29 protein-coding genes are annotated in these 22,352 nt (G+C 45.8%); 26 read left to right on the forward strand and 3 right to left on the reverse strand.

Annotated elements, in window-relative coordinates; all coding sequences use genetic code 11:
* Positions 1-27 precede the first annotated feature (27 nt).
* From AC50Y3_RS04180 to AC50Y3_RS04195, 4 genes are all read left to right on the forward strand, one after another.
* Positions 28-264, forward strand: a complete 237-nt coding sequence (locus AC50Y3_RS04180; RefSeq protein ID WP_494817476.1) for a helix-turn-helix domain-containing protein — start codon at positions 28-30, stop codon at positions 262-264.
* 70 nt (positions 265-334) lie between these two features.
* Positions 335-895, forward strand: a complete 561-nt coding sequence (locus tag AC50Y3_RS04185; protein WP_494817477.1) for a 50S ribosomal protein L25 — start codon at positions 335-337, stop codon at positions 893-895.
* Positions 896-1,046: 151 nt separating this feature from the next.
* A complete protein-coding gene (locus AC50Y3_RS04190) occupies positions 1,047-1,328 on the forward strand; it encodes an autorepressor SdpR family transcription factor (RefSeq protein WP_494817478.1) in 282 nt (93 codons plus the stop codon).
* The gene (locus AC50Y3_RS04195; RefSeq protein WP_494817479.1) at positions 1,321-2,001 is read left to right on the forward strand and encodes an SdpI family protein; all 681 of its coding nucleotides are present in this window, start codon (positions 1,321-1,323) and stop codon (positions 1,999-2,001) included. The genes AC50Y3_RS04190 and AC50Y3_RS04195 overlap by 8 nt, the downstream gene beginning before the upstream one ends.
* Positions 2,002-2,120: 119 nt before the next feature.
* Here AC50Y3_RS04195 and AC50Y3_RS04200 read toward each other — a convergent pair whose 3' ends face one another.
* A complete protein-coding gene (locus tag AC50Y3_RS04200; protein WP_494817480.1) occupies positions 2,121-2,474 on the reverse strand; it encodes a hypothetical protein in 354 nt (117 codons plus the stop codon).
* Positions 2,475-2,714: 240 nt separating this feature from the next.
* Between AC50Y3_RS04200 and AC50Y3_RS04205 the strand changes: the two genes are divergently transcribed.
* From AC50Y3_RS04205 to AC50Y3_RS04235, 7 genes are all read left to right on the forward strand, one after another.
* Positions 2,715-3,275: an RNA polymerase sigma factor gene (locus tag AC50Y3_RS04205; protein ID WP_494817481.1), complete on the forward strand. Its 561-nt coding sequence runs from the start codon at positions 2,715-2,717 to the stop codon at positions 3,273-3,275.
* Positions 3,259-3,924, forward strand: a complete 666-nt coding sequence (locus AC50Y3_RS04210) for a hypothetical protein (protein ID WP_494817482.1) — start codon at positions 3,259-3,261, stop codon at positions 3,922-3,924. Before AC50Y3_RS04205 ends, AC50Y3_RS04210 begins: the two co-directional genes overlap by 17 nt.
* 463 nt (positions 3,925-4,387) lie before the next feature.
* Positions 4,388-4,888 (forward strand): LURP-one-related/scramblase family protein, encoded by a 501-nt coding sequence (locus AC50Y3_RS04215; RefSeq protein ID WP_494817483.1) that lies wholly within the window; start codon positions 4,388-4,390, stop codon positions 4,886-4,888.
* Positions 4,889-5,098: 210 nt separating this feature from the next.
* Positions 5,099-6,511 (forward strand): MFS transporter, encoded by a 1,413-nt coding sequence (locus AC50Y3_RS04220; RefSeq protein ID WP_494817484.1) that lies wholly within the window; start codon positions 5,099-5,101, stop codon positions 6,509-6,511.
* A gap of 170 nt (positions 6,512-6,681) precedes the next feature.
* Complete coding sequence (locus AC50Y3_RS04225) at positions 6,682-8,271, forward strand: spore germination protein (RefSeq protein WP_494817485.1); 1,590 nt, start codon at positions 6,682-6,684, stop codon at positions 8,269-8,271.
* Positions 8,198-9,469 carry a Ger(x)C family spore germination protein gene (locus tag AC50Y3_RS04230; protein ID WP_494817486.1) on the forward strand — a complete coding sequence of 424 codons (1,272 nt, stop codon included), beginning with the start codon at positions 8,198-8,200 and terminating at the stop codon, positions 9,467-9,469. Before AC50Y3_RS04225 ends, AC50Y3_RS04230 begins: the two co-directional genes overlap by 74 nt.
* Positions 9,466-9,696 (forward strand): hypothetical protein, encoded by a 231-nt coding sequence (locus tag AC50Y3_RS04235; protein ID WP_494817487.1) that lies wholly within the window; start codon positions 9,466-9,468, stop codon positions 9,694-9,696. Before AC50Y3_RS04230 ends, AC50Y3_RS04235 begins: the two co-directional genes overlap by 4 nt.
* On the opposite strand, the gene AC50Y3_RS04240 is transcribed toward AC50Y3_RS04235, so the two are convergent.
* Positions 9,685-10,791 carry a GerAB/ArcD/ProY family transporter gene (locus AC50Y3_RS04240; protein ID WP_494817488.1) on the reverse strand — a complete coding sequence of 369 codons (1,107 nt, stop codon included), beginning with the start codon at positions 10,789-10,791 and terminating at the stop codon, positions 9,685-9,687. The two genes, AC50Y3_RS04235 and AC50Y3_RS04240, sit on opposite strands and share 12 nt — an antisense overlap.
* A gap of 133 nt (positions 10,792-10,924) precedes the next feature.
* Between AC50Y3_RS04240 and AC50Y3_RS04245 the strand changes: the two genes are divergently transcribed.
* The 8 genes from AC50Y3_RS04245 to AC50Y3_RS04280 all read left to right on the forward strand — a co-directional run bounded on the left by AC50Y3_RS04245 (position 10,925) and on the right by AC50Y3_RS04280 (position 16,288).
* Positions 10,925-12,094, forward strand: a complete 1,170-nt coding sequence (locus tag AC50Y3_RS04245; protein ID WP_494817489.1) for a YbfB/YjiJ family MFS transporter — start codon at positions 10,925-10,927, stop codon at positions 12,092-12,094.
* A 58-nt stretch (positions 12,095-12,152) separates the two neighbouring features.
* Positions 12,153-12,725, forward strand: a complete 573-nt coding sequence (locus tag AC50Y3_RS04250; RefSeq protein ID WP_494817490.1) for a TetR/AcrR family transcriptional regulator — start codon at positions 12,153-12,155, stop codon at positions 12,723-12,725.
* Between the two features lie 109 nt (positions 12,726-12,834).
* Positions 12,835-13,158, forward strand: a complete 324-nt coding sequence (locus AC50Y3_RS04255; protein ID WP_494817491.1) for an NIPSNAP family protein — start codon at positions 12,835-12,837, stop codon at positions 13,156-13,158.
* Between the two features lie 219 nt (positions 13,159-13,377).
* Positions 13,378-14,115, forward strand: a complete 738-nt coding sequence (locus AC50Y3_RS04260) for an SDR family NAD(P)-dependent oxidoreductase (protein WP_494817492.1) — start codon at positions 13,378-13,380, stop codon at positions 14,113-14,115.
* An 84-nt stretch (positions 14,116-14,199) separates the two neighbouring features.
* Positions 14,200-14,751, forward strand: coding sequence for an NAD(P)H-dependent oxidoreductase (locus tag AC50Y3_RS04265; protein ID WP_494817493.1), 552 nt, complete (start codon positions 14,200-14,202; stop codon positions 14,749-14,751).
* Positions 14,748-15,383 (forward strand): DsbA family oxidoreductase, encoded by a 636-nt coding sequence (locus AC50Y3_RS04270; protein ID WP_494817494.1) that lies wholly within the window; start codon positions 14,748-14,750, stop codon positions 15,381-15,383. Before AC50Y3_RS04265 ends, AC50Y3_RS04270 begins: the two co-directional genes overlap by 4 nt.
* A gap of 15 nt (positions 15,384-15,398) precedes the next feature.
* Entirely contained in the window at positions 15,399-15,635 is a 237-nt protein-coding gene (locus tag AC50Y3_RS04275; protein ID WP_494817495.1) for a tautomerase family protein, read from the forward strand.
* Between the two features lie 188 nt (positions 15,636-15,823).
* Positions 15,824-16,288, forward strand: a complete 465-nt coding sequence (locus tag AC50Y3_RS04280) for a WGxxGxxG family protein (protein WP_494817496.1) — start codon at positions 15,824-15,826, stop codon at positions 16,286-16,288.
* A gap of 71 nt (positions 16,289-16,359) precedes the next feature.
* Here AC50Y3_RS04280 and AC50Y3_RS04285 read toward each other — a convergent pair whose 3' ends face one another.
* Positions 16,360-16,734 (reverse strand): hypothetical protein, encoded by a 375-nt coding sequence (locus AC50Y3_RS04285; protein ID WP_494817497.1) that lies wholly within the window; start codon positions 16,732-16,734, stop codon positions 16,360-16,362.
* Positions 16,735-16,904: 170 nt separating this feature from the next.
* On the opposite strand from AC50Y3_RS04285, the gene AC50Y3_RS04290 reads away from it, so the two are divergent.
* From AC50Y3_RS04290 to AC50Y3_RS04320, 7 genes are all read left to right on the forward strand, one after another.
* Positions 16,905-17,174: a CPCC family cysteine-rich protein gene (locus AC50Y3_RS04290; RefSeq protein ID WP_494817791.1), complete on the forward strand. Its 270-nt coding sequence runs from the start codon at positions 16,905-16,907 to the stop codon at positions 17,172-17,174.
* Positions 17,175-17,241: 67 nt separating this feature from the next.
* Entirely contained in the window at positions 17,242-17,406 is a 165-nt protein-coding gene (locus AC50Y3_RS04295; RefSeq protein ID WP_494817498.1) for a hypothetical protein, read from the forward strand.
* Positions 17,407-17,550: 144 nt separating this feature from the next.
* Positions 17,551-18,675: a glycosyltransferase family 4 protein gene (locus tag AC50Y3_RS04300; RefSeq protein WP_494817499.1), complete on the forward strand. Its 1,125-nt coding sequence runs from the start codon at positions 17,551-17,553 to the stop codon at positions 18,673-18,675.
* Positions 18,676-18,853: 178 nt separating this feature from the next.
* The gene (locus AC50Y3_RS04305) at positions 18,854-19,627 is read left to right on the forward strand and encodes a pirin family protein (RefSeq protein WP_494817500.1); all 774 of its coding nucleotides are present in this window, start codon (positions 18,854-18,856) and stop codon (positions 19,625-19,627) included.
* A 12-nt stretch (positions 19,628-19,639) separates the two neighbouring features.
* A complete protein-coding gene (locus tag AC50Y3_RS04310) occupies positions 19,640-20,113 on the forward strand; it encodes a MarR family winged helix-turn-helix transcriptional regulator (protein ID WP_494817501.1) in 474 nt (157 codons plus the stop codon).
* Positions 20,114-20,133: 20 nt separating this feature from the next.
* The gene (locus AC50Y3_RS04315) at positions 20,134-20,688 is read left to right on the forward strand and encodes an NADPH-dependent FMN reductase (RefSeq protein WP_494817502.1); all 555 of its coding nucleotides are present in this window, start codon (positions 20,134-20,136) and stop codon (positions 20,686-20,688) included.
* 148 nt (positions 20,689-20,836) lie between these two features.
* Positions 20,837-22,231, forward strand: a complete 1,395-nt coding sequence (locus AC50Y3_RS04320; RefSeq protein WP_494817503.1) for a sialate O-acetylesterase — start codon at positions 20,837-20,839, stop codon at positions 22,229-22,231.
* Positions 22,232-22,352: the final 121 nt, after the last annotated feature.

The following is a 22,352-nucleotide window of genomic DNA, read 5'->3' on the forward strand; positions in this document are numbered from 1 at the left end:
TATATTTATTGAGGGGGTGCGTGAGTGATGGTCATACGCAGTAGACTGAAAGAAGTTATGGAGAAACATGATCCTAAATTATCGATTCGTAAGCTAGCGAAAGAGGTCAATTATCATTTTGATTCCATTCGCCGCATGTATAAAGATGAGATGGTCCAATATCCGCGGGATTTGCTGCTTAAACTCTGTATATATTTTGATGTGCAACCTGGGGATCTGATAGGAATTGAACAGGGAAATGAGCGTATGGACGAGCTTGATTGACTAGATTCTATGGTCATGTTATAATTGCGATGACAAGAATTTATGGTCAAAGAGAGCGGGAAACAAGCAAATGGGTATATTTATTCAATTAAACAAGCGTACTGGAGAAACAAAGTCCCACAGGAATCAAGCAAGAAAGCAGGGGCGTATTCCGGCCGTGTTGTATGGTATTGGTAAAGATACTTTATCTCTGGAAGTGAAAGAAACGGAAATGCTGGACATTTTGAGAAGCAATCCGCGTGCCATTCTGCAAGCTACTACTCCCGATGAGAAAGTGATGCCAATCAAAGTGCAGCACATTCAACGGGAAGTCATGACGGGCAAACTGCTCCATATTGATTTTCATCATGTAAACATGACGGAAAGCATGGACAGCAAAGTGACCATTCACTTCGCAGGCGAAGCGATTGGCGTGAAAGCCGGCGGCACATTGACAGTCATCCTACATGAAGTTGAAGTTCGCTGCATGCCTGGTGATTTGCCTACAACGATGGAAGTAGACATCAGCAACCTTGATGGCGGCGATCAACTACTCGTATCGGATTTGATCTTCCAGGCAGGGATCGAAGTATTGACCGATCCGAAGACAGTCATGATTCAGATCAAAAAGGTTCATGAGGAAATCGCATAATCGAACGCATACGATTGAACATATAAAACCTTTCAGCTGCTGCTGAAAGGTTTTTTGTTTGTATAGGAGATTTTCCAGCTTGCTTAAATTAGATATTTAGAATATTATCTAAATATCTAATACAGTGTTCCAAATGAGGAGTGACACCTACGTGAACGACGCTTTCAAGGCGTTGTCCGATCCGACTCGCCGTCAGATTCTGCAGTATCTCAAGGAACAGGATTTATCCGCCGGACAAATCGCCGATTATTTTCAAATATCAAAGCCGAGTATCTCTCACCATCTAAACCTGCTCAAACAAGCCAAACTAGTTACGGAGGAGCGGCAAGGTCAGAATCGGGTGTACTCGCTGAACATGACTGTCGTCCAAGAAGCCATGGGCTGGTTCCTCGGCATGCTCGGAACGAAAGGAGATTCAACCAACCATGAATGAATCAACCGAACAACCTCCATTATGGACACGGCAAGATTGGCTGCTGTTAGCTGTTAATGCGGCGATCTATATCATCGTATTTCTCTTGTTCAATCACCGATTGCCGGGAGTCGTAGGTACTCATTACAGCCTCAGCGGTGAGCAGAATGGCTGGATGACCAAAACCAACATGTGGCTCGTTTATGCTGGAATTGGTGTCGCACTCCCAGCTATACTATCCGTTATGCGGTATGCGGATCCGCGTCGACAGAACTATATCCGATTTAGCGGCTATTATATGTTGTTACGATGGGCTCTAAGTCTGTTTCTGCACGGCGCTTTCGTGCTGATGATGCTGCAAAATCTTAACTATGATTTGCCGTTCGTCAACATTGTATTCGGAGGAATGGGCATCCTGTGGATGATCATGGGTAACCGAATGGGGCAGCTGCGCAGCAATTTCTTCGTCGGCATCAAGACCCCTTGGGCGATCTCCGATGAGAACAATTGGCGCAGCACACATCGGCTCGGAGCACGATTATGGTTTCTCGCGGGCATGCTTTTGTTCGCAGGGGCGTGGCTGTTCTCGGATCGTTGGCTTATCATTGATTTGATCTTTTGCATTGTGATCAGCTCATTCGTACCGTACTTGTACTCCTACTTGTTGTTTGTCCGAACTAAGAAGCGTCAATAATACTTTGTATCCTTAGAATCCGCGGAATCCGCGGATTTTTTGGTGTGCATGCAAGCTCGTTCAGAGGAGAACAATATGTATTTGGATTGAGGGGCTAAAAAAATAAAAGACCCAGTACATCAGGCCTTTTGGAAGTTATTCAAACCATTAGTTGCCCCACTGCCACCAGCCGTTGCCGTTGTTTTGCCAACCGCCGTCGCCGCCCGAACCATTGCTGCCACGCGAACCGTTGCTGCCACGCGAACCATTGCTGCCCCGTGAACCGTGGCTACCATGTGAACCATGGCTGCCATGCGAACCGTTGCTGCCATGCGAGCCATGGCTGCCATGCGAACCATTGCTTCCGTGCGAACCGTTGCTGCCACGCGAACCATTGCTGCCACGCGAACCATTGCTGCCTCGTGATCCGTTGCTGCCACGCGAACCATTGCTGCCTCGTGATCCGTTGCTTCCGCGCGAACCATTGCTGCCACGCGAACCGTTACTTCCTCCCGATCGTGCCATTCTATCAACTCCTTTATAATAGGATCTTAATAAAATATGCTGCGAATCTATCAAATGCTATAGTTGAATGCTCATTTACTAGATAAAGGTCGAGTTTGGATCGATCGGAACCGGAGCAATTGTAAAGTGCATTCTTTTGAAAAATGTTGCTCGTACCATGCAGCGAATCCTACTCGAAGACCGTCTAATAGGGTGGAGGTGGTTATCCAGTGAAGCCGGCCGGCATACAGAACAAAGAAAAATTCCCGAAAGATCCTGCAGAAGCGCTCGAACAGCTCATGGAACGATACGGTGCGATCGTCATGCGTACCGCCTATTTCTATACAGGTGATCGGCATCTTGCAGAGGATATCAGTCAGGAAGTTTTTCTAAGAAGCTATCGCAAATGGACATCTTTCCGCGGAGAGAGCTCCATTAAGACCTGGTTGACGACCATTACGATTAACGTCTGCAGAGATAAAATGGGGGTTCGCATGTTCACCGAGAAGCCCACCGATCCGAGCCAGATGGAGCGAGGTCGAACCATTAGTGTCGAGGATGAAGCATTTGAAAGGCTAAAGAAAAGCGAGGTGCTGCAATACTTGCTCCGCTTACCTTTGCCGTTTCAAGAAGCGCTGTATCTCTATTACTATCTGGATCTCAGCACCAAGGAGATCGCAGATGCGACTTCATCACCGGAGGGGACTGTACGTAACAGGCTTCACCGGGCAAGAGAAGCGCTAGCTAAGCTTATTATGAAGGAGGAATCGACAGATGACAGACATAGATAATCAATTGCGCCAGCACCTTCGGGAAGAATCGGATGCGATCCTGTTCTCCGAAATGGAACTGAGTGACCAAACAAAGCAGAACATTCGGCAAGGAGCGGCTGCTCAGAAGAGGAACCGAAGATTCTTTTTCCCGAAAATGTGGACGATGGGAATCTCGGCAGCAGTTGTAATCATCGCACTATTCGTGATCATAGGGCAGCAGAACCCGAGCTCGAATACAGCCGATAACGTACCGTCAACCAATCAAGGGACCAGCGGTTCGCAGTTGTCTCAATTGATCACTATACCGGTAAGCACGATAAAAGAAGCGAAGGCATCCTTCGGACCAAGTCTGCTAGTACCGGATATCGTACCGGAAGGCTACTCGCTTAAGGAAATTGTAACCGTGGGGATGAAGGATGAACCGGCAAGAGATGTGATCTTCACTTATGTGTCTGGGGAGAAAACAGTGACATTCGCCGTGAGCCGCATGAAGGCCACGTTCCCGGTTGATCTGTTCCAGCCTACGCAAGTGAGTGGTAGAGACGGGTTTGTATTTGAACAACCTGAACTCGTCGAGTTGTATTGGCTTGTAGACGATATTCAGTACTCCATTACCGGCCCGCTGTCGGCGGTGGAAGCAATGAGGATGGCTGAATCGGTAAAATAAAAACAAGGGCTGCCATAGAGGCGGCCCTTGTTTTAGTTCTTCCATCCATTCGCGATGATCAAACATAGACTATCATAGAAGAGATCATCAACCGTGCGGCCGGAACCAAAATACTCCTCAATTCCGGCTATCGTCGTCGGGTGGTCGCTTTTGACATCGTCGGCGAGAGATGCGCCCCAACTACTACCCGTGCAACTGGCTTAAAGCTGAGCAGCTGCATATCGAGATTGAAACAATACCGCTGGAGCCTATTGAACAGACGTGGAAGCGGACAGATTTTCAGGGGAAAAGAATTGTAATTACTCCATAACTTATAAAGTTGGCTGCCAGCACATGTGGCAGCCTTTTATTTTCAAATAACTGGGCGTTCTACAAAATTTATACTAGAATAAAGGAACTGCATTTCAATATTCGCGTAACAGTTATTGGGAACTTAGTTCATCACAAACAGGAGGCGAGTACATTGAATTTATATTTCAGAGATAATTTCTTCAATTCGGGTGAAACGGAAATTCTTAATGAACAAGAAGCGAATGTCGGTCGGCTGGACTTGAAGAGTGCTTTCGGCTCTGCGATAGACGTGTATGGGCAAAATGATCAGCTGCTGTGTGCCGGAAGTTTTCCTTTCTTATCCGGTAAGTGGGAGATTAGCGATGCGAATGGAGAACAGTTGGGCGTACTGAGAAGCCGGTTTACTTTCTTCTCGAAGAAATTCACCTACGAAACGGAAGGGCGTGGCAGCTACGAGATCATTTCGCCGGCATTTTCGAAAGAATACGATATTACCGATGAGTCCGGCGCGCTGGTTGCCCGTTTCGAGCAGATTAACGGATGGTTTTCTTCAGGCGCATTTCAGTTGAACAATCAGAGCGAATACCTGGACTCCTATGAGCTGGTGGCCGTAATAATGGGCATGCATGCGATTCAGAAAAGGCAGCGGGCGGCAAGTAGTGCAAACACTTAAAGGTTGCGAACAGGCCACATTGGATATTTATTCCGATGTGGCTTTGTGCTGATTGTGGAATCGACAAGCTGGGAAAAATTATTCTTTACTGATCGTTCCCGAAATGATAAGATCACTAAAGAACAAAGGCGATACGATCGAGACCTTTTTTTTAGACCATTCGAGAATGATCGTTCCCAAATAACAAAACAACAACAGGAGGTTAAATACATGAGTAAATCCATTACAGTAGGTAATGCCCCGCTCGAACAGCTGTCTGTTACAGCCGAGAAGAGGTCACTAATCAACGAGCATTTTGTAACATTCATGCTTGGTTTTACCGTTGTATTGGTAATTATGAACACGATGATGTTCAACTTGGCACTTCCTAAGGTAGCGGAGCAATTCTCACTCGCCACTTCAACTGCGTCATGGATCGTGACCGGTTATTCGATCGTTTTTGCCATTTCGTCGATTACTTATAGTCGGTTATCCGACATTCTATCGATTCGCGCTTTATTCATTGTTGCATTGATCTCCATTGGCGGAGGCTCGCTGATAGGTCTATTTAGCGACGGATTCGGTGTGCTGCTTGTGGCCAGACTCATTCAAGCGTCAGGTGCAGGTGCAATACCATCACTTGGTATCGTGCTTCTAACTCGTTATATCCCATTGTCGCGCCGTGGCAGAGCGATGTCGATCATGCTGGCTGCAACATCTCTTGGTTTAGGACTTGGCCCTGTAATCGGCGGGTCTGTCGTGCAATATTTGGGCTGGCATTTCCTATTCGTCATTACCGGTATCACCTTGCTGCTCATTCCGATTTTCCTGCGAATGCTGCCTACCGAGAAAGCTGCAGGCGGATCATTTGATGTGCTTGGCGCATTGCTAATCGGGATTGGAACAACATCACTGCTATTATTCTTAACGTCGAAGAGCTTGTTAGCACTTGTCATCGGCTTACTTGCAATCGTATTGTTTACGCTGCGAATCCGTATGGCGAAGAATCCATTTGTGCTGCCTGTGCTTTTCCGTAATAAAGCTTTCTTGGCATTAGGAGCAGTAGCTATAGGAGCCTATATCGTTAGCTTCGGCTTCTTGTTCCTTGCACCGCAAATGTTGTCTCACATTTACGGGTTGACGCCGGGAGCCTCTGGTTTAGTATTGTTCCCTGGTGCTTTGCTGGCTATGCTTGTTTCAAACCGAGTAGGTCGCATCATTGACCGGTACGGCAATGGAGCATTGATTCGTTATATACCTTGGCTGCTTCTACTCTCAGTCGTAATGTTGGCATTGTTCGCAACACATTCCTATTATGCCCTTGGTGCTATCTTTATCCTATTGAGCGTCTGCTTCTCAGCCATCTCCAGTTCGGTGTCAAACGAGATGTCACGATTGCTCCCGAAAGAACAAATCGGCTCCGGAATGGGACTATTTCAATTAATGCAATATATTAGCGGGGCTTTCAGTGTCGCGATCTCGGCCAGTGCACTTGCTTGGCAGCATGATTTGCCGCAAGTCCGTGCGTTCGATAATATAATCTGGGGCATGGTATTCGTAGCCATGCTTTCCATCGCCAGTGCATTTGTGTACCGCTGGTTTAAGAAGAGAAATGCGATTGTAGACGTGAACACCCAGAATTAATAATATGGGATCCTACCGCCCCAAATCCAAAAGCAACTGACCTGTAATAACAGGTTCAGTTGCTTTTTTTATTGCTGCAAGCAACCTGAAACTCCATAAGCATCAGCATATTATTGCCGAATAATGGGGGAAGATAAGGCTATCGAACTTTACAGTAGGAGGCTTATTCAGTGAAGGGGTTCAGGAAATGGATACGACGCACACCTCAGTATCCAACTATACCGGAGGATCATTCTGAAGCTGGTGAGAGCCTAAGGTTAACTTCGGATTTAGTGCACAATGAAAAGATTATCAAACAAATCTTCGAGAAAGATTCCGATATCGTATTCCGTAATATCCAGTCTGCTGGCCAAAATCAATGGATTATCATTTACCTCGCTAGTCTGGTAGAGGAGGATTTGATTGATAAGCATATCTTGAAACCATTGATCGCCAGAAATAACCTTCACGACGAGAGCCATGTACAAACAGAGTCTTTGGATGATCTCATGATAACTGCAGCTAAAACGTATATAACCTCCAACGTAACGGATATCGTAAAGCACCTATTGGACAGCCATGCCATTGTGCTAACGAGAGCAGACAATAGTGCAATGATGATCAAGTTGAAAGGCTTTAAACAGCGCAGCCTGGAAGAGCCTTCTTCCGAGCCGGTCATTCGCGGTCCGAGGGATGGATTCATCGAAAGTATTTCAACGAATATAGGGTTAATTCGAACCAGATTGAAAACGTCACGGCTCAAAATGGAATCTGTGACGATCGGGCAACTCACTCAAACTACTGTTGTCATCAGTTACATCGTTGGAATCGCAGAAGAATCCGTTGTAGAGGAAGTTCGTAATCGAGTATCCCGGATTCAAATCGATGGCGTCCTCGATTCAGCTTACATTGAAGAGTTCATCGAGGATTCTCCGTATTCTCTATTCCCACTTGTCCATAGCACGGAGCGGCCCGATGTTGTAGCCGCAGAGCTGTTGGAAGGGAAAATAGCTATTCTTGTTGACACGAGTCCATTTGCATTAATTGTTCCGATGACATTCTGGACCGGGCTCCAAGCGAGCGAGGATTATTATATTCGCTGGCCTATTGCGACTTTCGTGCGGTGGATACGGTTTATATTCATTTTCATTGCCATATTCGCGCCTCCGCTTTATGTTGCGGTAACAACCTTCCATCAGGAAATGATACCTACCAATCTTGTGCTGAGCATAGCTTCCTCAAGGGAATCGGTTCCGTTCCCGGCTTTGATTGAAGCTTTTCTGATGGAAGTCATATTCGAGGCATTGCGTGAAGCAGGCATTCGTTTACCGAAACAAATTGGACAAGCAGTAAGCATTGTAGGCGCATTGGTCATCGGTCAATCTGCCGTACAAGCGGGTATTATTTCGGCTCCTGTCGTTATTATCGTATCGATCACCGGTATTGCGGCGTTCACGATCCCGCGTTACAGCTTTGCAAACGGGATTCGATTGCTCCGCTTTCCGATGCTGTTTTTGGCAGGTACACTTGGACTTTATGGCATCGTGCTCGGTTTTCTGGGTATCTTATTGCATGTTGCATCGCTTCGTTCGCTCGGCATCCCTTATTTTTCACCGGTTGCACCACTTACCTTAAGTGATCTGAAGGATGTCTTCATTCGGACGCCAATTTGGGCGAGAACACAACGTCCGGAGACAACTGGCATGAATGACTTGGTTCGGCAACCGACGGGTCAGAAACCTAGTTCAACGCAAGGGAAACAACCATCCGGAAGTAAGTAGCAGGATCGAAGAAAGGGACATGAACTTGAAACTGAAACCATTCCTATATATCGGTCTAGTATGCAGTGTTTTGATGACAAGCGGTTGTTGGGACCGAACGGAAATCAACGACCTTGCATTCATTTTGGGTTCGGCATTTGACTTAACTGAGGATGGTCAATGTGTTCTTTCGCTTCAGCTGGCCATTCCGTCTTCCGGACTCGCGGGTACCGGCCAGCAAGAGAAGTTTTTCGTCATATCCGCTGCAGGACGTAATGCGAACGAAGCGTTTGTGAAGCTGCAAAATCAGAGCTCCCGACGGTTATTTACCTCCCATCGCAGCGTTATCTATATTAGCGAAGCATTCGGCAGACGTGGGATTAATGATATTCTTGATGTTTTCACGCATGATCCAAGGCAACGGTTGAAAACGTACATCATCATCGTAAGAGGAGGGGATGGGAAAGATCTTCTACGCACGAGATACCCTTTTGAACAAGTGCCCACCGAAGCTGTCAAAGAAATGGAAGGATTAGGAGGAAATATATCCGCTACGCTTCGCGACTTTTTTATAGAAGCTACAAGTGAAGGCATCAACCCTGTTATGGGCGCGATCGAGGAGGATAATCATTCCGGATCTCTAAAAGGAAACAAGCACGAGTTATTCACTTTAAAGGGAACGGCAGTCTTCAAGGGGCTAAAAGTGGTCGGTTTTCTAAATCAGGAAGAGACAAGCGGTCTACTATGGGCTACGAATCGAATGAAAAATGGCAGAATCAATGCAATGCTGCCGCAGTATGGCGGTTCTGCCGGGGTAATTATAGTTCACGCCAAGCGTAAGATCACCTCGAAAGTAAGCGGGGATAAGATCAAAGTTAAGATCCAGGTGCAAGGCCAGGCAAGTTTAGTTGAGAATAATACACATTTGGATGTCTTTCGGCCGAACAACCTTCTGATGATTGAGAAAGAGATGGAAAAATCAATTGAACTGCAAATCCGTAAAACGCTGACTAAAATTCAAAAGACGTACAAGGTGGATAGCATTGGACTAGGACAAGACATTTACCGCAACAATCCGAAAGAGTGGAAATTGCTTAAAGACCATTGGGAGCAGAAGTATCCTGACGTGGAGGTTTCGATCGGGGTTAAATTGAGCATTAACGGAGCTGGGATGGCCGGTGCTCCTTTACAGTTGAAAGAGAAGGAGATCGTAAGATGATTGTACAAATAGCGGGCTACATCCTACTTTTAACGGTATGGGCTTTTGTGAAAATGCAAGCACTGAGTAGACAGCATAAAATCAAAGAGGCCATGGTATACGGGGGGATATTGGGCGTTTCCGCTATAGTAGGTTCTTTATTGATGGCGCGTGTTGATGTGCCGAGCTTCACGGAACCGGCAAGGATGATTTTGGAACCGATTGGGAAAATGCTGCTACAGCAGTGATTGCCGTGTACTTCTTCGGATCGAATCAATCATGAGCAATAGGAGCGGTATAAAGCTATGGTTTAAGAAACCCAAGAGCGGGAATGTAAAGGCGAGATAGTTTATCAACTCTGATCCGTTCTTGAAGATCCATACCGAGCCAATAAGAGATATCATGCTTACCGGAAGTACGATATCACGATAATTTTGAATGCCAAAGAGATGACATACGCACAGACATAAGATAAACAAGCAAATTGATACTTTAATAAAGCAACCCATCACCCAAATGGAGACAGCGATCGCCTCCAAACGTTCAAAAGAACCTGTAATCCCAATATATTGGATGACGCTTAAGAAGGAATAGGTCAACTTGCCCGTCAAAGGACCGAGTAATGTAATCGTAAGCAATACAATGGCTAGGATTAGTACGAAAATACAAGTGAGGGCAATTAAAGAAACTTTTCGCGCTTTATTAGGTTGATTCAAATAGGGGTAAAGCCACCCCAGTATGAAAAGTTGATTCATAAATCCGCCCGCCGGGCTGACAGCGCCTTGAAGTACAGGGATTATACCATCTCCTAAAATGGGTTTTAGTTGATTCATATCTCCTTGCATCGCAGTCAGGACGAGCAGAGGTAGTAAAGAAGTCAAGATAATAACGCTAAGAAACTCGTTGCATCTTGCGATCACTTCAATCCCTGTCAGAACAGCCAGCGCACAAAGAATCAAGAACGTCAGGCTTCCTACGATATGGGGACTTTGCGGTAACAGCAGCGTACTTACAAACCCGACATGCTGCAACGTAATCGTTGTTATCGATACAAACCAGTAATAGATGTAATTGAACCCGATTAATGCCCCTAACCATTTACCGACGATTTTGGAGCTATACTGGGTAATCGTTAATCCCGGATAGCGTTTCCCAAGCGTAATCATCACCCAGATACTAAGGAGGCCGGTTAAACTTGCCGGGAAGAAAGAGAGCCAGGAGTTTTGTTTGCCAAACATGACCATGATACCCGGGACCGTCAAGATAATCGTAGAAATGACAAAGGTAATCAGTAAAAAGCCGAGCTGGGTAGCTGTGATTTGTTCTCTTGCTTGTACGTTCATCTGCTCTTCTTCTCCCTGACTGACGATGATGTACCAAGTATTTACAATGACAGATCGAGATATACAAGTCGTCAGGTATCGTTGTATGATCATAGCGGTTGAAAATAAAGGCAGATGAATGGAGGTAAATAGAATGGAAAGACCCACTTGGCTTGTTCTGCTTGGCGGCATGACGGCATTGATCGTAGCGATGGGGATTGGCAGGTTCGCTTTTACTCCCATCCTGCCAATGATGATGGATCATGGTCTGTTCAAGGCGTCAGGGGCGGGTTATTTGGCAGCAAGCAATTATTTGGGTTATTTGGTCGGTGCCGTTATGCTGACGCTGATGCCGATTAGAAATCGGCCTATATGGCTGTTGGTTGGACTAATTGCCAGTATTGCAACTACATGGGGAATGAGTATGTTCCATAACTTTGAGATATGGTTTATCCTTCGTTTCTTATCGGGGCTAGCCAGCGCGGTTGTGTTTATTATCGTCTCCAGCATTGTACTGGAACGGATTTCGGCGTTGCAAACCGGAATATTCTACGGCGGGGTAGGGACAGGAATCCTGCTTACCGGATTCGCAGTTCCGCTATTGACTCGAAATGGCGATTGGATCGAAGCGTGGCAAGGACTGGGCTTGATTAGTCTGATTCTTGGCATTGTAGCTTGGTACTCTCTTCGAGGGAAGAACTCGAGTAAGCCAGTGATCAACACTACAATTTCAAAGCAGCTTGATTCGGCTTCGTCCGTGCGAAGAATCTTGATTTGGCTGATGATTGCCTATGGATTGGAAGGTTTAGGTTATATTGTGACCGGCACTTACCTTGTTGCTTTTGCTAAGACGGTTTCGGATATCCCGAACATGGCCTCACTTAGCTGGATGGTGGTCGGTATTGCTGCTGCACCTTCATGTTTAGCTTGGTCCTTGTTAGCTGCAAGGATGGGGAAGAAGTGGACATTAACGATAGCTATGCTTCTGCAATCGATTGGCATTGCACTGCCGGTAATTATATCGTCGACAGCTTCCATATTCATATGCGCTGTCTTATTCGGAGCCACCTTTATGGGGATCACGACTTTGTTTGTGTCTTATGCAAAAGAGTTATATCCGCAGAACAATCGTAAGATCATCGGCTTGCTTACAGCCTCATTTGGTTTAGGACAAATGATCGGTCCGCTTATAGCCGGACTTCTGATCTCGGGACACGGTAATTATATTGCCGCTTTACTTGGTGCAGCTTTGATTGTCTTACTTGGTGCGCTGAGCCTGCCGCTTGGAATCCGTAAGCATATTCGTAACCCGATCAGAGAATGATAAAAGCACCGTAAATTTCCGGGTTGATTTATTATCTACTAGAAGGTAGAATAAGCACATGAGCAAAAACACAAACACAGCAGAAGCCATATTGGATGCCGCCGAGTCCATGGTGATGGAATCCGGATTCAACGGATTCAGCTACGCGCACATCGCCGAAAAAGTAGGAATACGTACAGCAAGTATCCATTACCATTATCCAAGCAAGGAGGATTTAGGAGAAGCGCTTATTAAGCGATACCGCGAAAGCTTTGTTGCCTTCATTGCAAGAGTGGATAGAGAATCGCCGAGCAGTTATGATAAGCTGGTTAAGTTCATCGAACTGTATCGCAGCGGTCCGGCCGACAATTATCGCACCTGTCTGGGTGTTATGTTATCGACGGATCTAACCTCATTATCCGATCGTGCACGCGATGGGGTTGCGGAATTCTTTGAAATCAACCTGAATTGGTTGACACAGGTTTTGGAGAATGGCCGCCAAGGGGGAGATCTTCGCTTTGAAGGTGCCGCTGTCGTGCAAGCTCATAAGTTGTTCGCCGCCGTTCAAGGCGCTCAACTCATTGCAAGAAGCTTCAGGGATATGCAGAGATACGACACAATTGCCGAAGGAATACTATCCGCTTTTAAGTAAGAGATAAGGGCGGATGTTTTTCACCACATTGTCTACCTATTAATAGGTCATTTATATATTCGATGCTTAATAGGCAAGATAAAAATGATTAAGAGGAGGAATCATTACTATGCTGTACGAATTGCGCGTTTATCATATCATGCCGGGTAAAATGCAGGCGATCCAAGCTCGATTCAGAGATCATGTCATTCAACTGTTCAGTAAGCATGGCATGAAAATTACCCAGTTCTGGGAAGATGCCGATACTGAGAAAAACCAGCTGTATTATATTGTTGAACATGAGAATATGGAGCAGCGAAATCTCAATTATGAACGATTCCGCAATGATCCCGAATGGCTCGAGTTGAGACGAGTTACGGAGGCAGATGGCGCACTGGTAGCAAAACAAGAAAGTATCTATATGAAGAACGTCGATTTTTTTGAAAACAAGTAATAGCGTTTGTGCAGGCAGAAGTGGTCGACTAATTGGATTCGTACAGAAGAACATTAGTTGACCAGAAGTACCTGATATTGCCGTTGAAATACTATCTACTAAAAGGTAGAATAAAAACATAAAGAACAGCAACACACATTGTTGGCGTAGAGGCAGAAGTAATAATAGTGATTAGCATCAAAATTAACTACCTATTAATAGGTCAAAGGAGATTAAACAATGAACATGCAAGGTAAAGTAGTCGTTATCACAGGTGGAAGCAGCGGAATTGGCAATGCAACAGCGATGGAGTATGTGAAGCTTGGAGCGAATGTAGTGATTAACGGTCGCCGTGAAGATACTTTGATTGCGGCAGCAAAAGAGCTTGATCCAACCGGTAAACAAGTCGCTGCAGTTGCAGGTGATATCTCTGATCCTCAAGTTGCTGATCATGTTGTCGCCGCAGCATTAGAAAGATTCGGACGTGTGGATACGTTGGTCAACAATGCAGGTATCTTCCTTGCTAAACCATTTACGGAATACACGGATGAGGATTTTGCAAATGTGGTTTCAATCAATATGGGCGGTTTCTTCCAAATTACGCGCCGTGTCGCAGCCGAAATGCTGAAAACCGGCTCTGGGCATATCGTAAGCATTACTACAAGCCTTGTAGATCAACCGATCGCTGGCGTGCCTTCTATCTTAGCTTCACTTACAAAAGGCGGCTTAAATTCCGCTACGAAGTCTCTGGCTATTGAATACGCAGATAAAGGCATTCGTGTAAACGCAGTAGCACCCGGCATAATCAAAACACCTATGCATCCCGCTGCCACCCATGATTTCTTGAATAAATTGCATCCAATGGGCCGAATGGGCGAATCAAGCGACATCGTCGACGCGATCCTTTACTTGGATTCAGCAAAATTCGTAACCGGAGAGATTCTACATGTAGACGGCGGACAAAACGCCGGCCGTTAATCCGATTGAAGAAATAGTCCATTAATGCGTGTCCTTATCATTAACAATGACCAAAAAAACCAAAAACGAATGGAGATTATAAACATGAAAACACTAGTTATTATTACTCATCCGAATATGGAACAATCCCGCGTGAACAGTGCTTGGCGCGAAGAGTTGCAAAAACACAGCGAAATCACAATTCACGAGTTATATAAAGAATATCCTGACGAAAATATCGATGTTGCGAAGGAACAAGCATTAATTGAAGCTCATGACCGTATCATTTTCCAATACCCGCTGTATTGGTACAGCACGCCCGTATTGCTGAAAAGATGGTTTGATACTGTCTTGCAATATGGCTGGGCATATGGACCGGATGGCAGCAAAACCGCAGGTAAAGAAATTGGCGTAGCCATCTCGACCTATGGTTCCGAAGCTTCGTACCAACATGACGGTTCCAATCAATTTACACTAGAAGAAATTTTGCGTCCGGTTGCTGCACTTGCTAAGTTTATCAGCGCGAAATACTTGCCTCACTTTGCAGTAAGTGATGTATCTAATCTCTCGGATGAACGATTAGCTCAAAGCAAAGTCGATTATATTCGTCATATCAAATCGGTTCAGCCTGTTAGTCAATTGGTGGGAGCAAAGTGAAACAAGTAACCATTGACGTATATTTCGATACCGTTTGTCCCTGGTGCCGAATGGGAACAACGAGTCTACTGACAGCCTTGGAGCAATTGCCGGCTGATACGAAGGCAACGGTTCGCTGGCACGCTTTCCAGCTTAATCCTGATATTCGCCCTGAAGGGGAAGATTATCGCAAACTCATGATTGGCCGCTTAGGCGGAGTCGATCAGTTCGAAGCAAGAATGAAGCAATACAATACTACCGGTGCACAATTTGGCCTCAACTACAACATGGATCTTGTGAAATTCACACCGAACACGGCAAAATCCCATCAATTAGTTGCGATTACGCCAGAGCATTTGCAAGTGCAATTAATTGAGGCGTTGTATAAGGCTTATTTTGAAGAAGGAATTGATATCGGCAACGTGGACGAACTTGTGCGAATCGCAACTGCAGCGAACGTAACAGTTGATGCAGATGAGTTGAAAAAACGCCTGACAAGTGGTGAAGGAATCGATAAAGTGGTATCCGGTCAACGTAACGCTCAGAAGTTGGGAGTCCGAGGAGTGCCTTACTTTATCGTTAACGAGAAGGTTAGCTTTTCCGGGCTGCAGTCACCTGAAGAATTCATTAATGTGATGAATCAAACCATCTAACCAGGGGGAACTATCATGCCGATCGTAACCATTCAAGTGACCAAAGAGGGGACTACGCCAGATCGTCAGTCGATTACGGCGGAAGAAAAGGCAGCCCTCATCAAAGGGGCCAGCGAGCTCATGCTTAACGTGCTCAATAAGCCGTACGAAGCGACCTTCGTTGTCATTGAAGAGGTGGACACGGACAATTGGGGCTGGGGCGGATTGCCTGCGTTGGAGTACCGCCGGCAGCTTGCTGCTAAGAAGAATTAATTCATAACGATCCGTGTTGCAAACCCAGTGCTGAGCAAGCACTGGGTTTGCTGCGTTTACATACGAATGCTTCCTCGCCAAACAAACGGTTACCAGCAGAAACCAAGGATGAAGCATCTCCATCTGGGAGAAACCAAACGTGTAGCTTATTTTCATGAAGCCAATAAACTTGTGGAGGTTGTGAATGAGTGAAAAAAGCAATCGCAAGTGCTGCTATGTGTGTGACTTTATCTGCGATGTTGGCAATTCCAGCTATGGCAAATACTTCGATGAGCAATGGGGATACGAACCGAAGCCATTCAAGTATGTATGGAAACGGAAATTTTAACGGAACACCTGGAGCAACCGGTACACCGGATGTTTATGGGATTCCTGGCACGCCTAGGACGTCTACTGATTTGAATTTGAACAATACGAACAATACAAGGAATTATACAAATTATAGTAGCGGCAACTATGGTAGAATAACCCCTTACAGAACGATGACTAACAAAACCATCTCCGGTGTTACAGGTCTGACGAATGCAAATAATTTGCGGGCTACCGCAGTAGACACAAATGATAATGATTTTGATTGGGGATGGCTTGGGTTGCTTGGATTAATCGGTCTTGCCGGATTACGGAGTCGATCAAGTGAACGTGATCGTGCTTAGTTAGCGATGACTTAAAAAAATGGCTACCGATTGTGTCCATATCGGTAGCTTTTTCATTTGTGAATAATTGTTTAGATCATTGCTGGACTAAGACCTGAAATTACAGTTAGTTCCGGTAGTCTAAAACTCTGATCTTCAACTAAGTTTCCGAATTCGTTGATTCCGGTAACCGTTAGCAATGCATTGTTCATGGATAGGTCGACTTGAACTTCATAAGCAACGTTACCTGCAATAAAGAACTCGCGTACATCAAAAGAATTTGCCGGAAGTACATACGAAGTAAGATAACCGGTATAGAATACACTTGAATCGACGGAAGCGAAAATTTCAATCATCACGGTAAGGGGATTGGATAGATCCAAATTTCTTGTACTCACTACGATATTAGTTGCAGCTGTACCAAAATCTCGGGTATTTGTTACTACTCCTGTAGAATAAGAAGCCATTTTTTTTCACCCCTTTTTATTAAGACATGCTCTATTCTATGAAAATCGCAATCAATGGTTACAATTATTGGAAACTCAGAAGAGACCGCGTAAATTGCGGTTTTTTTGTTTATTATTTTCGGCTCGAAGGAAATACTAAGGCTGCTAGTACGTGTGATGGAGCGATGAATATGACTGATAAATATACATGTCCTTGCTGCGGATATCAGACATTGGACGAACAGCCAACAGGTACGTATGAGATCTGTCACATCTGTTTTTGGGAAGATGATGGCATTCAGTTTCATGACCCCGATTATGAAGGCGGGGCCAACGAGGTATCATTAAGACAAGCGCAAAAGAATTATTTGGAATTTGGGGCATGTGAAGAAAGATATAAGCAATTTGTCAGCAAGCCTACACAACAGGATATCTCCGATCCGAACTGGAAACCTTTTTAACGGTGTCACAAAAATGACATGACGAATTTAATAGGCAGGACATGAATAGTTAATAGATCTTTAAGAAATGGTCCCTCTTCTTCTACTATTTGGCTTCAAAGAAATCATCGCCTTCTGGTTTGCTTATATCATGACACGCCCAGTTGGAGCCTCCTTCGCGGATTGGTTAGTCGAAGCACATAGCAGCGGAGGGATAGGGTTTGAAAATATTAATGCTAGATTGGCAAGCTAGTTTGGAGTAGACCTGCCGGACATAGAGCCGGCAGGTTATTTTGCGTATAAGGGAAAGAATCGCGTACTTCATGACACTTGTCTAACAATTTAAGAAGTGAGGTTGAATAGATTGTCTGAAAGGTCTAGTGGGAGGTCTGCTTAGGTGACGGCTAAGAACAGAATAAAGAAGCGACGTAATTCCCGAACAGCTAAACCCGTGAAGAAGCGAAAACGAAAGTTCCTAAAGAAGAAGAAACGGCATCATCGAAAACATAAATCGAGAAGACCGCGTCCCATTGTGGTGCAGAGGCCCAAAACCATCGGGTATGTCATCCCGAGCTGTGATATTTCGGGCGGTGTCGCCGTTATTTGTCAGCATGTCAACAGACTTCAAGCCCGAGGGCTTAATATGGTACTCATCAGTATGGATCAAAAATTGAACACGATTGACTGGTTCCCTCAGCAGCAGGTGCCGATCCTAACATTTGAAACGGCTGCTCTGCAGCATTTTGATGTCGTAGTTGCCACGCACTGGTCGACAGCTCACCCAACGCTTCAATTATCAGCAGACCGCAAAGTGTATTTCGTCCAATCGATTGAAAGTCGATTCTATCCCGAAGGCAGTGCAGAGTTCGAAGCCGCCAAGCAAACTTATACGCTGCCTTTTATTTATATGACGGAAGCACGCTGGATTCAGAATTGGCTGTTGCAGAACCACGGGCACACCTCGATCTATGTGCCGAACGGCATAGATGAAACCCTTTTCCATCCTACAGAGCCAATTGTGCCGAAGAGTAATAAAGTCAGAGTACTGCTGGAAGGCCCTATACTTAATCCGCTCAAGGGAATGGCAGAAGCGTTCCGGGTAGTCCGAGACTTGGATTGCGAAGTATGGTGTGTTTCAAGTAACGGAGAGCCGGATCCTGAATATCGCTGTGATCAGTTCTTCTCTCATGTACCGATGGAGCATATGAAGCACATTTACTCCAGCTGCGATATCTTACTGAAATTAAGCCATGTTGAAGGTTTTTTCGGACCTCCAATGGAGATGATGGCGTGTGGAGGCACTGCAGTCGTTGGGAATTGTACAGGACATGAGGAGTACATTGTTCACGGTTATAATGCGCTGGTCGTTCCGCTTGGGAATGAAGAAGCTGCGAAAGCCAGTTTATTTCGGTTAATTCATGATCCTTTATTGCGGCATCAACTCACTCAGAATGGAATGGCTACCGTACAGAATTGGCGATGGAACCCTACAGTCGACACCTTATATCAACTGTTTAGCTAATTGTAGCCCCCGAAATCGGGGGCTTTTTCATTTGTCCGGCTTGCGACTGTATCCAGTCGATGGCAGGTTGACAGACATTTATCCTAGTATTATAATAAATTGTGTTAGGATAAATAAATATAGGATGACTTGTTTATTAAGCAGAACAAGAACACACTATAAGAAAGGAGCAATTCATGTGAACATCCAAGTGTTAGGCCCTGAACTTCAAGGTAAAGAGGAATTTGACGGAGGCAAAATTCACGCTCAGAAACCACTGGGTTTCTCAGGCCAAGGTGCGATTACCGTCAGACTTGGTCCGCTTTTCTATTGGGCTTGGGGTCATGCGGAGTCAGCTGGAGGCATCGGGTTTCATCCTCACCAAGGGTTTGAAATCCTCTCATACGGGATTAGAGGCAAAGGTCTTCACAGAGACACACTCGGTACGGAAAGTTATTTGGAGGCCGGAGATATTCAGCTTATGCAAGCTGGTTCAGGTCTTCAGCATGCCGAGAGCGTGGAGGCTGGCTTCGAGAGTTTTCAAATCTGGCTTGAGCCCTATCTGAATGATGCAGTCAAACGTAAGCCGACTTATACGCTTTATAAACATGAACAATTTCCGCAGACGAACCAAGACGGTGTAAATATCAAGACGATACTGGGCGAAGGTACTCCGATTCACCAGTTGGTAGCAGATGCACGGATGTTTGATGTCGAAATTGAGCCGGGATCGAGCTACAACTACCGTATTGTGCCAAAGCGGACGCTCGCTGTCTTGGCGATAAGAGGTGCAGGAGGTTCCGTTTTGTCAGCCGGACAAGATGAGGCTGCATTCAAGAACAAAGATTTTGTCATCGTACAAAGCGAACAAGAGGGAGAAGTCAGCATTCGCGCGGAAGAGGAGAAACTTCGCATTTTTATGATTGAAGTTCCTACCGAAGTCGAATATCCTTTGTATAAGAAAGCAAGATAAGGTGGTTATGAAATGGTTGAACCTAATGCTGAAGGTACCGCTCTGGATTTAAGGCTGATTCGCGTCATGAGAAATATGGTGAACACGCTGTTTGGGAGTTTAGAGCGCGATATCACCGGCTACGGTCTCAATATTGAAACCTTCCAAATACTCGAGTTTCTATACAATAAAGGTCCGCATCCCATTCAGAAAATAAGCGATACCTTCTCCATTCCAAGCGGAAGTATCACCTATGTGGTCGATAAATTGGAGAAGAAGGGGTATGTGGAGCGGCTTCCGATTCCAGGGGATCGACGTAAAACGAATGCCGCGTTGACTAACGAAGGACGCAGCTACTTCGATACGATCTTTCCTAAACATGTGCAGACGATTTCCGACAATTTGTCCTTTGTGACCGATGAGGAGAAGCAACTGCTGATCGAGCTGTTTAAGAAGATCGGGTTTGGTATTCAAGAGCGACAAGAAAACGAAGCAAAAAAAATATAACATTCGTGGAGGTAATTCTTATGTTGAAAATCGCTATTATTCTTGGAAGCACACGCCCGGGCCGCAATGGTGAAGCAGTAGCACGCTGGGTAACTGAAATTGCAAACAAACGCACGGACGCAGCATTCGAGCTTGTTGATCTGGCAGATTTCAATTTGCCACTGCTTGATGAGCCGATTCCGGCATCCATGGGTCAATACAGCAAACCGCATACGATCGCTTGGTCAGAGAAAATTTCATCCTTTGACGGCTACGTATTCGTTACACCTGAGTATAACCATGCTACTTCCGGCGCACTCAAGAATGCCATTGATTTTCTCTTCCACGAGTGGAAAGATAAAGCTGCAGGCTTCGTAGGTTACGGCGGCAGCGGCGGCTCACGTGCAATCGAGAATCTTCGCTTGATCGTTGGCGAGCTTCATATGGCTGATGTACGTGCGCAAGTTGGACTATCGCTCATTACTGATTTTGAAAACTACAGTGTGTTCAAACCAGGTGCGCATCAAGAGCCGGCGGTTAACACCATGCTTGACCAAGTGATCGCTTGGAGCGGCGCTTTGAAAACATTGCGTTAATACGAGTCGAATGAATACTGCCGTATCAGATCTATTTCTGATACGGCTTTTTGCCGTTTCCGGACATTGAGGCAGGAGTATGCATGAAAATGGAGAAATAGTAGCGGATAATCATACCATTTATCATGTAAAGGATTGTGATAGCCGCATGCGTCAGATTGGCACTATTATTCAACGAGGGCCTCAGCCTTGGGCAGTTATTCAACAGGAGAATGGGATAGGGAGCATATCGTTATCCGGGGTTTGGGCTGCTCCGGAAGATGTAACATTCAGGACGGCACAAGTACTCGTCCGGGTTGTTGGCGAGGACGATGCAAGAGAGGTTGTCTCTTGGCAGCCTGCGAACATGTTAGCAGGTCAAGCATGGGAAATCACCTTGAACGCCATCGCGCAAGGCGGACTTTATCGTCTTGAAACCAGCTTGCAGCTTGACGATAATCCTGCCTTAGAATGGGCAACTCGCGGAGATATGATCCATCATATTGGCGTAGGTGATCTATGGGTAATCGCGGGACAGAGCAATGCGGCCGGCTATGGTAAAGGTCCATTCCAGGATGCTCCGCAGCTCGGCATTCATTTGCTCCGCAATAATGGGCAATGGGATTTGGCCTCGCATCCGTTTAATGAATCGACGGCATCCATTCATTTCGAGAATCGAGAAGGGGCTAATCCCGGTCACTCTCCGTTTCTGGCGTTTGGCAAGCTGCTGCAGAAAGAGCTGCGAATCCCTATAGGCTTAGTGCAGACCGCCTTAGGCGGCTCGCCGCTGAAAGCGTGGAATCCAGATGAGGATGGCGTTCTTTATCGCAATATGATGAATATCATTCAATCCGTCGGCGGCAAAGTTCGCGGCATACTCTGGTATCAAGGCTGCTCCGACTGCTCACCTACGGACTCGGTCACCTACCTGGAACGATTTGAGCAAACCGTTCAGCATTGGCGCCACGAATTGAAGGATGACAGCTTACCGATCTTGACGGTTCAGCTTAATCGCTGCACGGATTCCGCATCGGAAGAAGGGGATCGTTCGTGGGGCCGCGTGCGTGAAGCACAGCGTCAGGCCGCTTTGAATATTCCTCATATTTATGTCATTCCGGCTTTGGATTGTCCTTTATCCGATGGCATTCATAACAGCCCTGCCGGAAACATGATCATTGGGGAGCGAATGGGCAAGCAGGCGTTGGCTCTCGTTTATGGGCGAGCTGCGCTGCATGCGAAAGCACCGTGCCTCACTTCTGCAACCTTTATCGAGAAAAATGCCAGCCCTGGCATTCGTTTGCAATTCGCCAACGTTGCCGGTTACTTGCACGCAATCGGACCTGTCTCGCAGGTATTTGCTGTGGAGGACGTGAATGGCAAAGTCAACGTTAGCAGCTGGCAAATAACCGCTCGCGATGAGATCACATTGAATCTAGACAGAGCAGCAGAAGGTCAAACCGTCGTACATGCGGCGTATGAAATGAATCCTTCGAGCTTCCTGCCGCTGGATTCCGGAACTTATATGCCGATTCTTGCTTTCTATGGACAGAAGGTAAGTGAGTAAAATTAATAAAATATCTAAAACAAGCGCTCGGCGGAATATCCCGCCGAGCGTTTTCATGTTCATTCATAAAATGGAAAATTTTTGCGCAGACTACATCGAAATGTTGTCCATGCTTAAAGCG

It is taken from the genome of Paenibacillus sp. J22R98 (genome assembly GCF_059383835.1).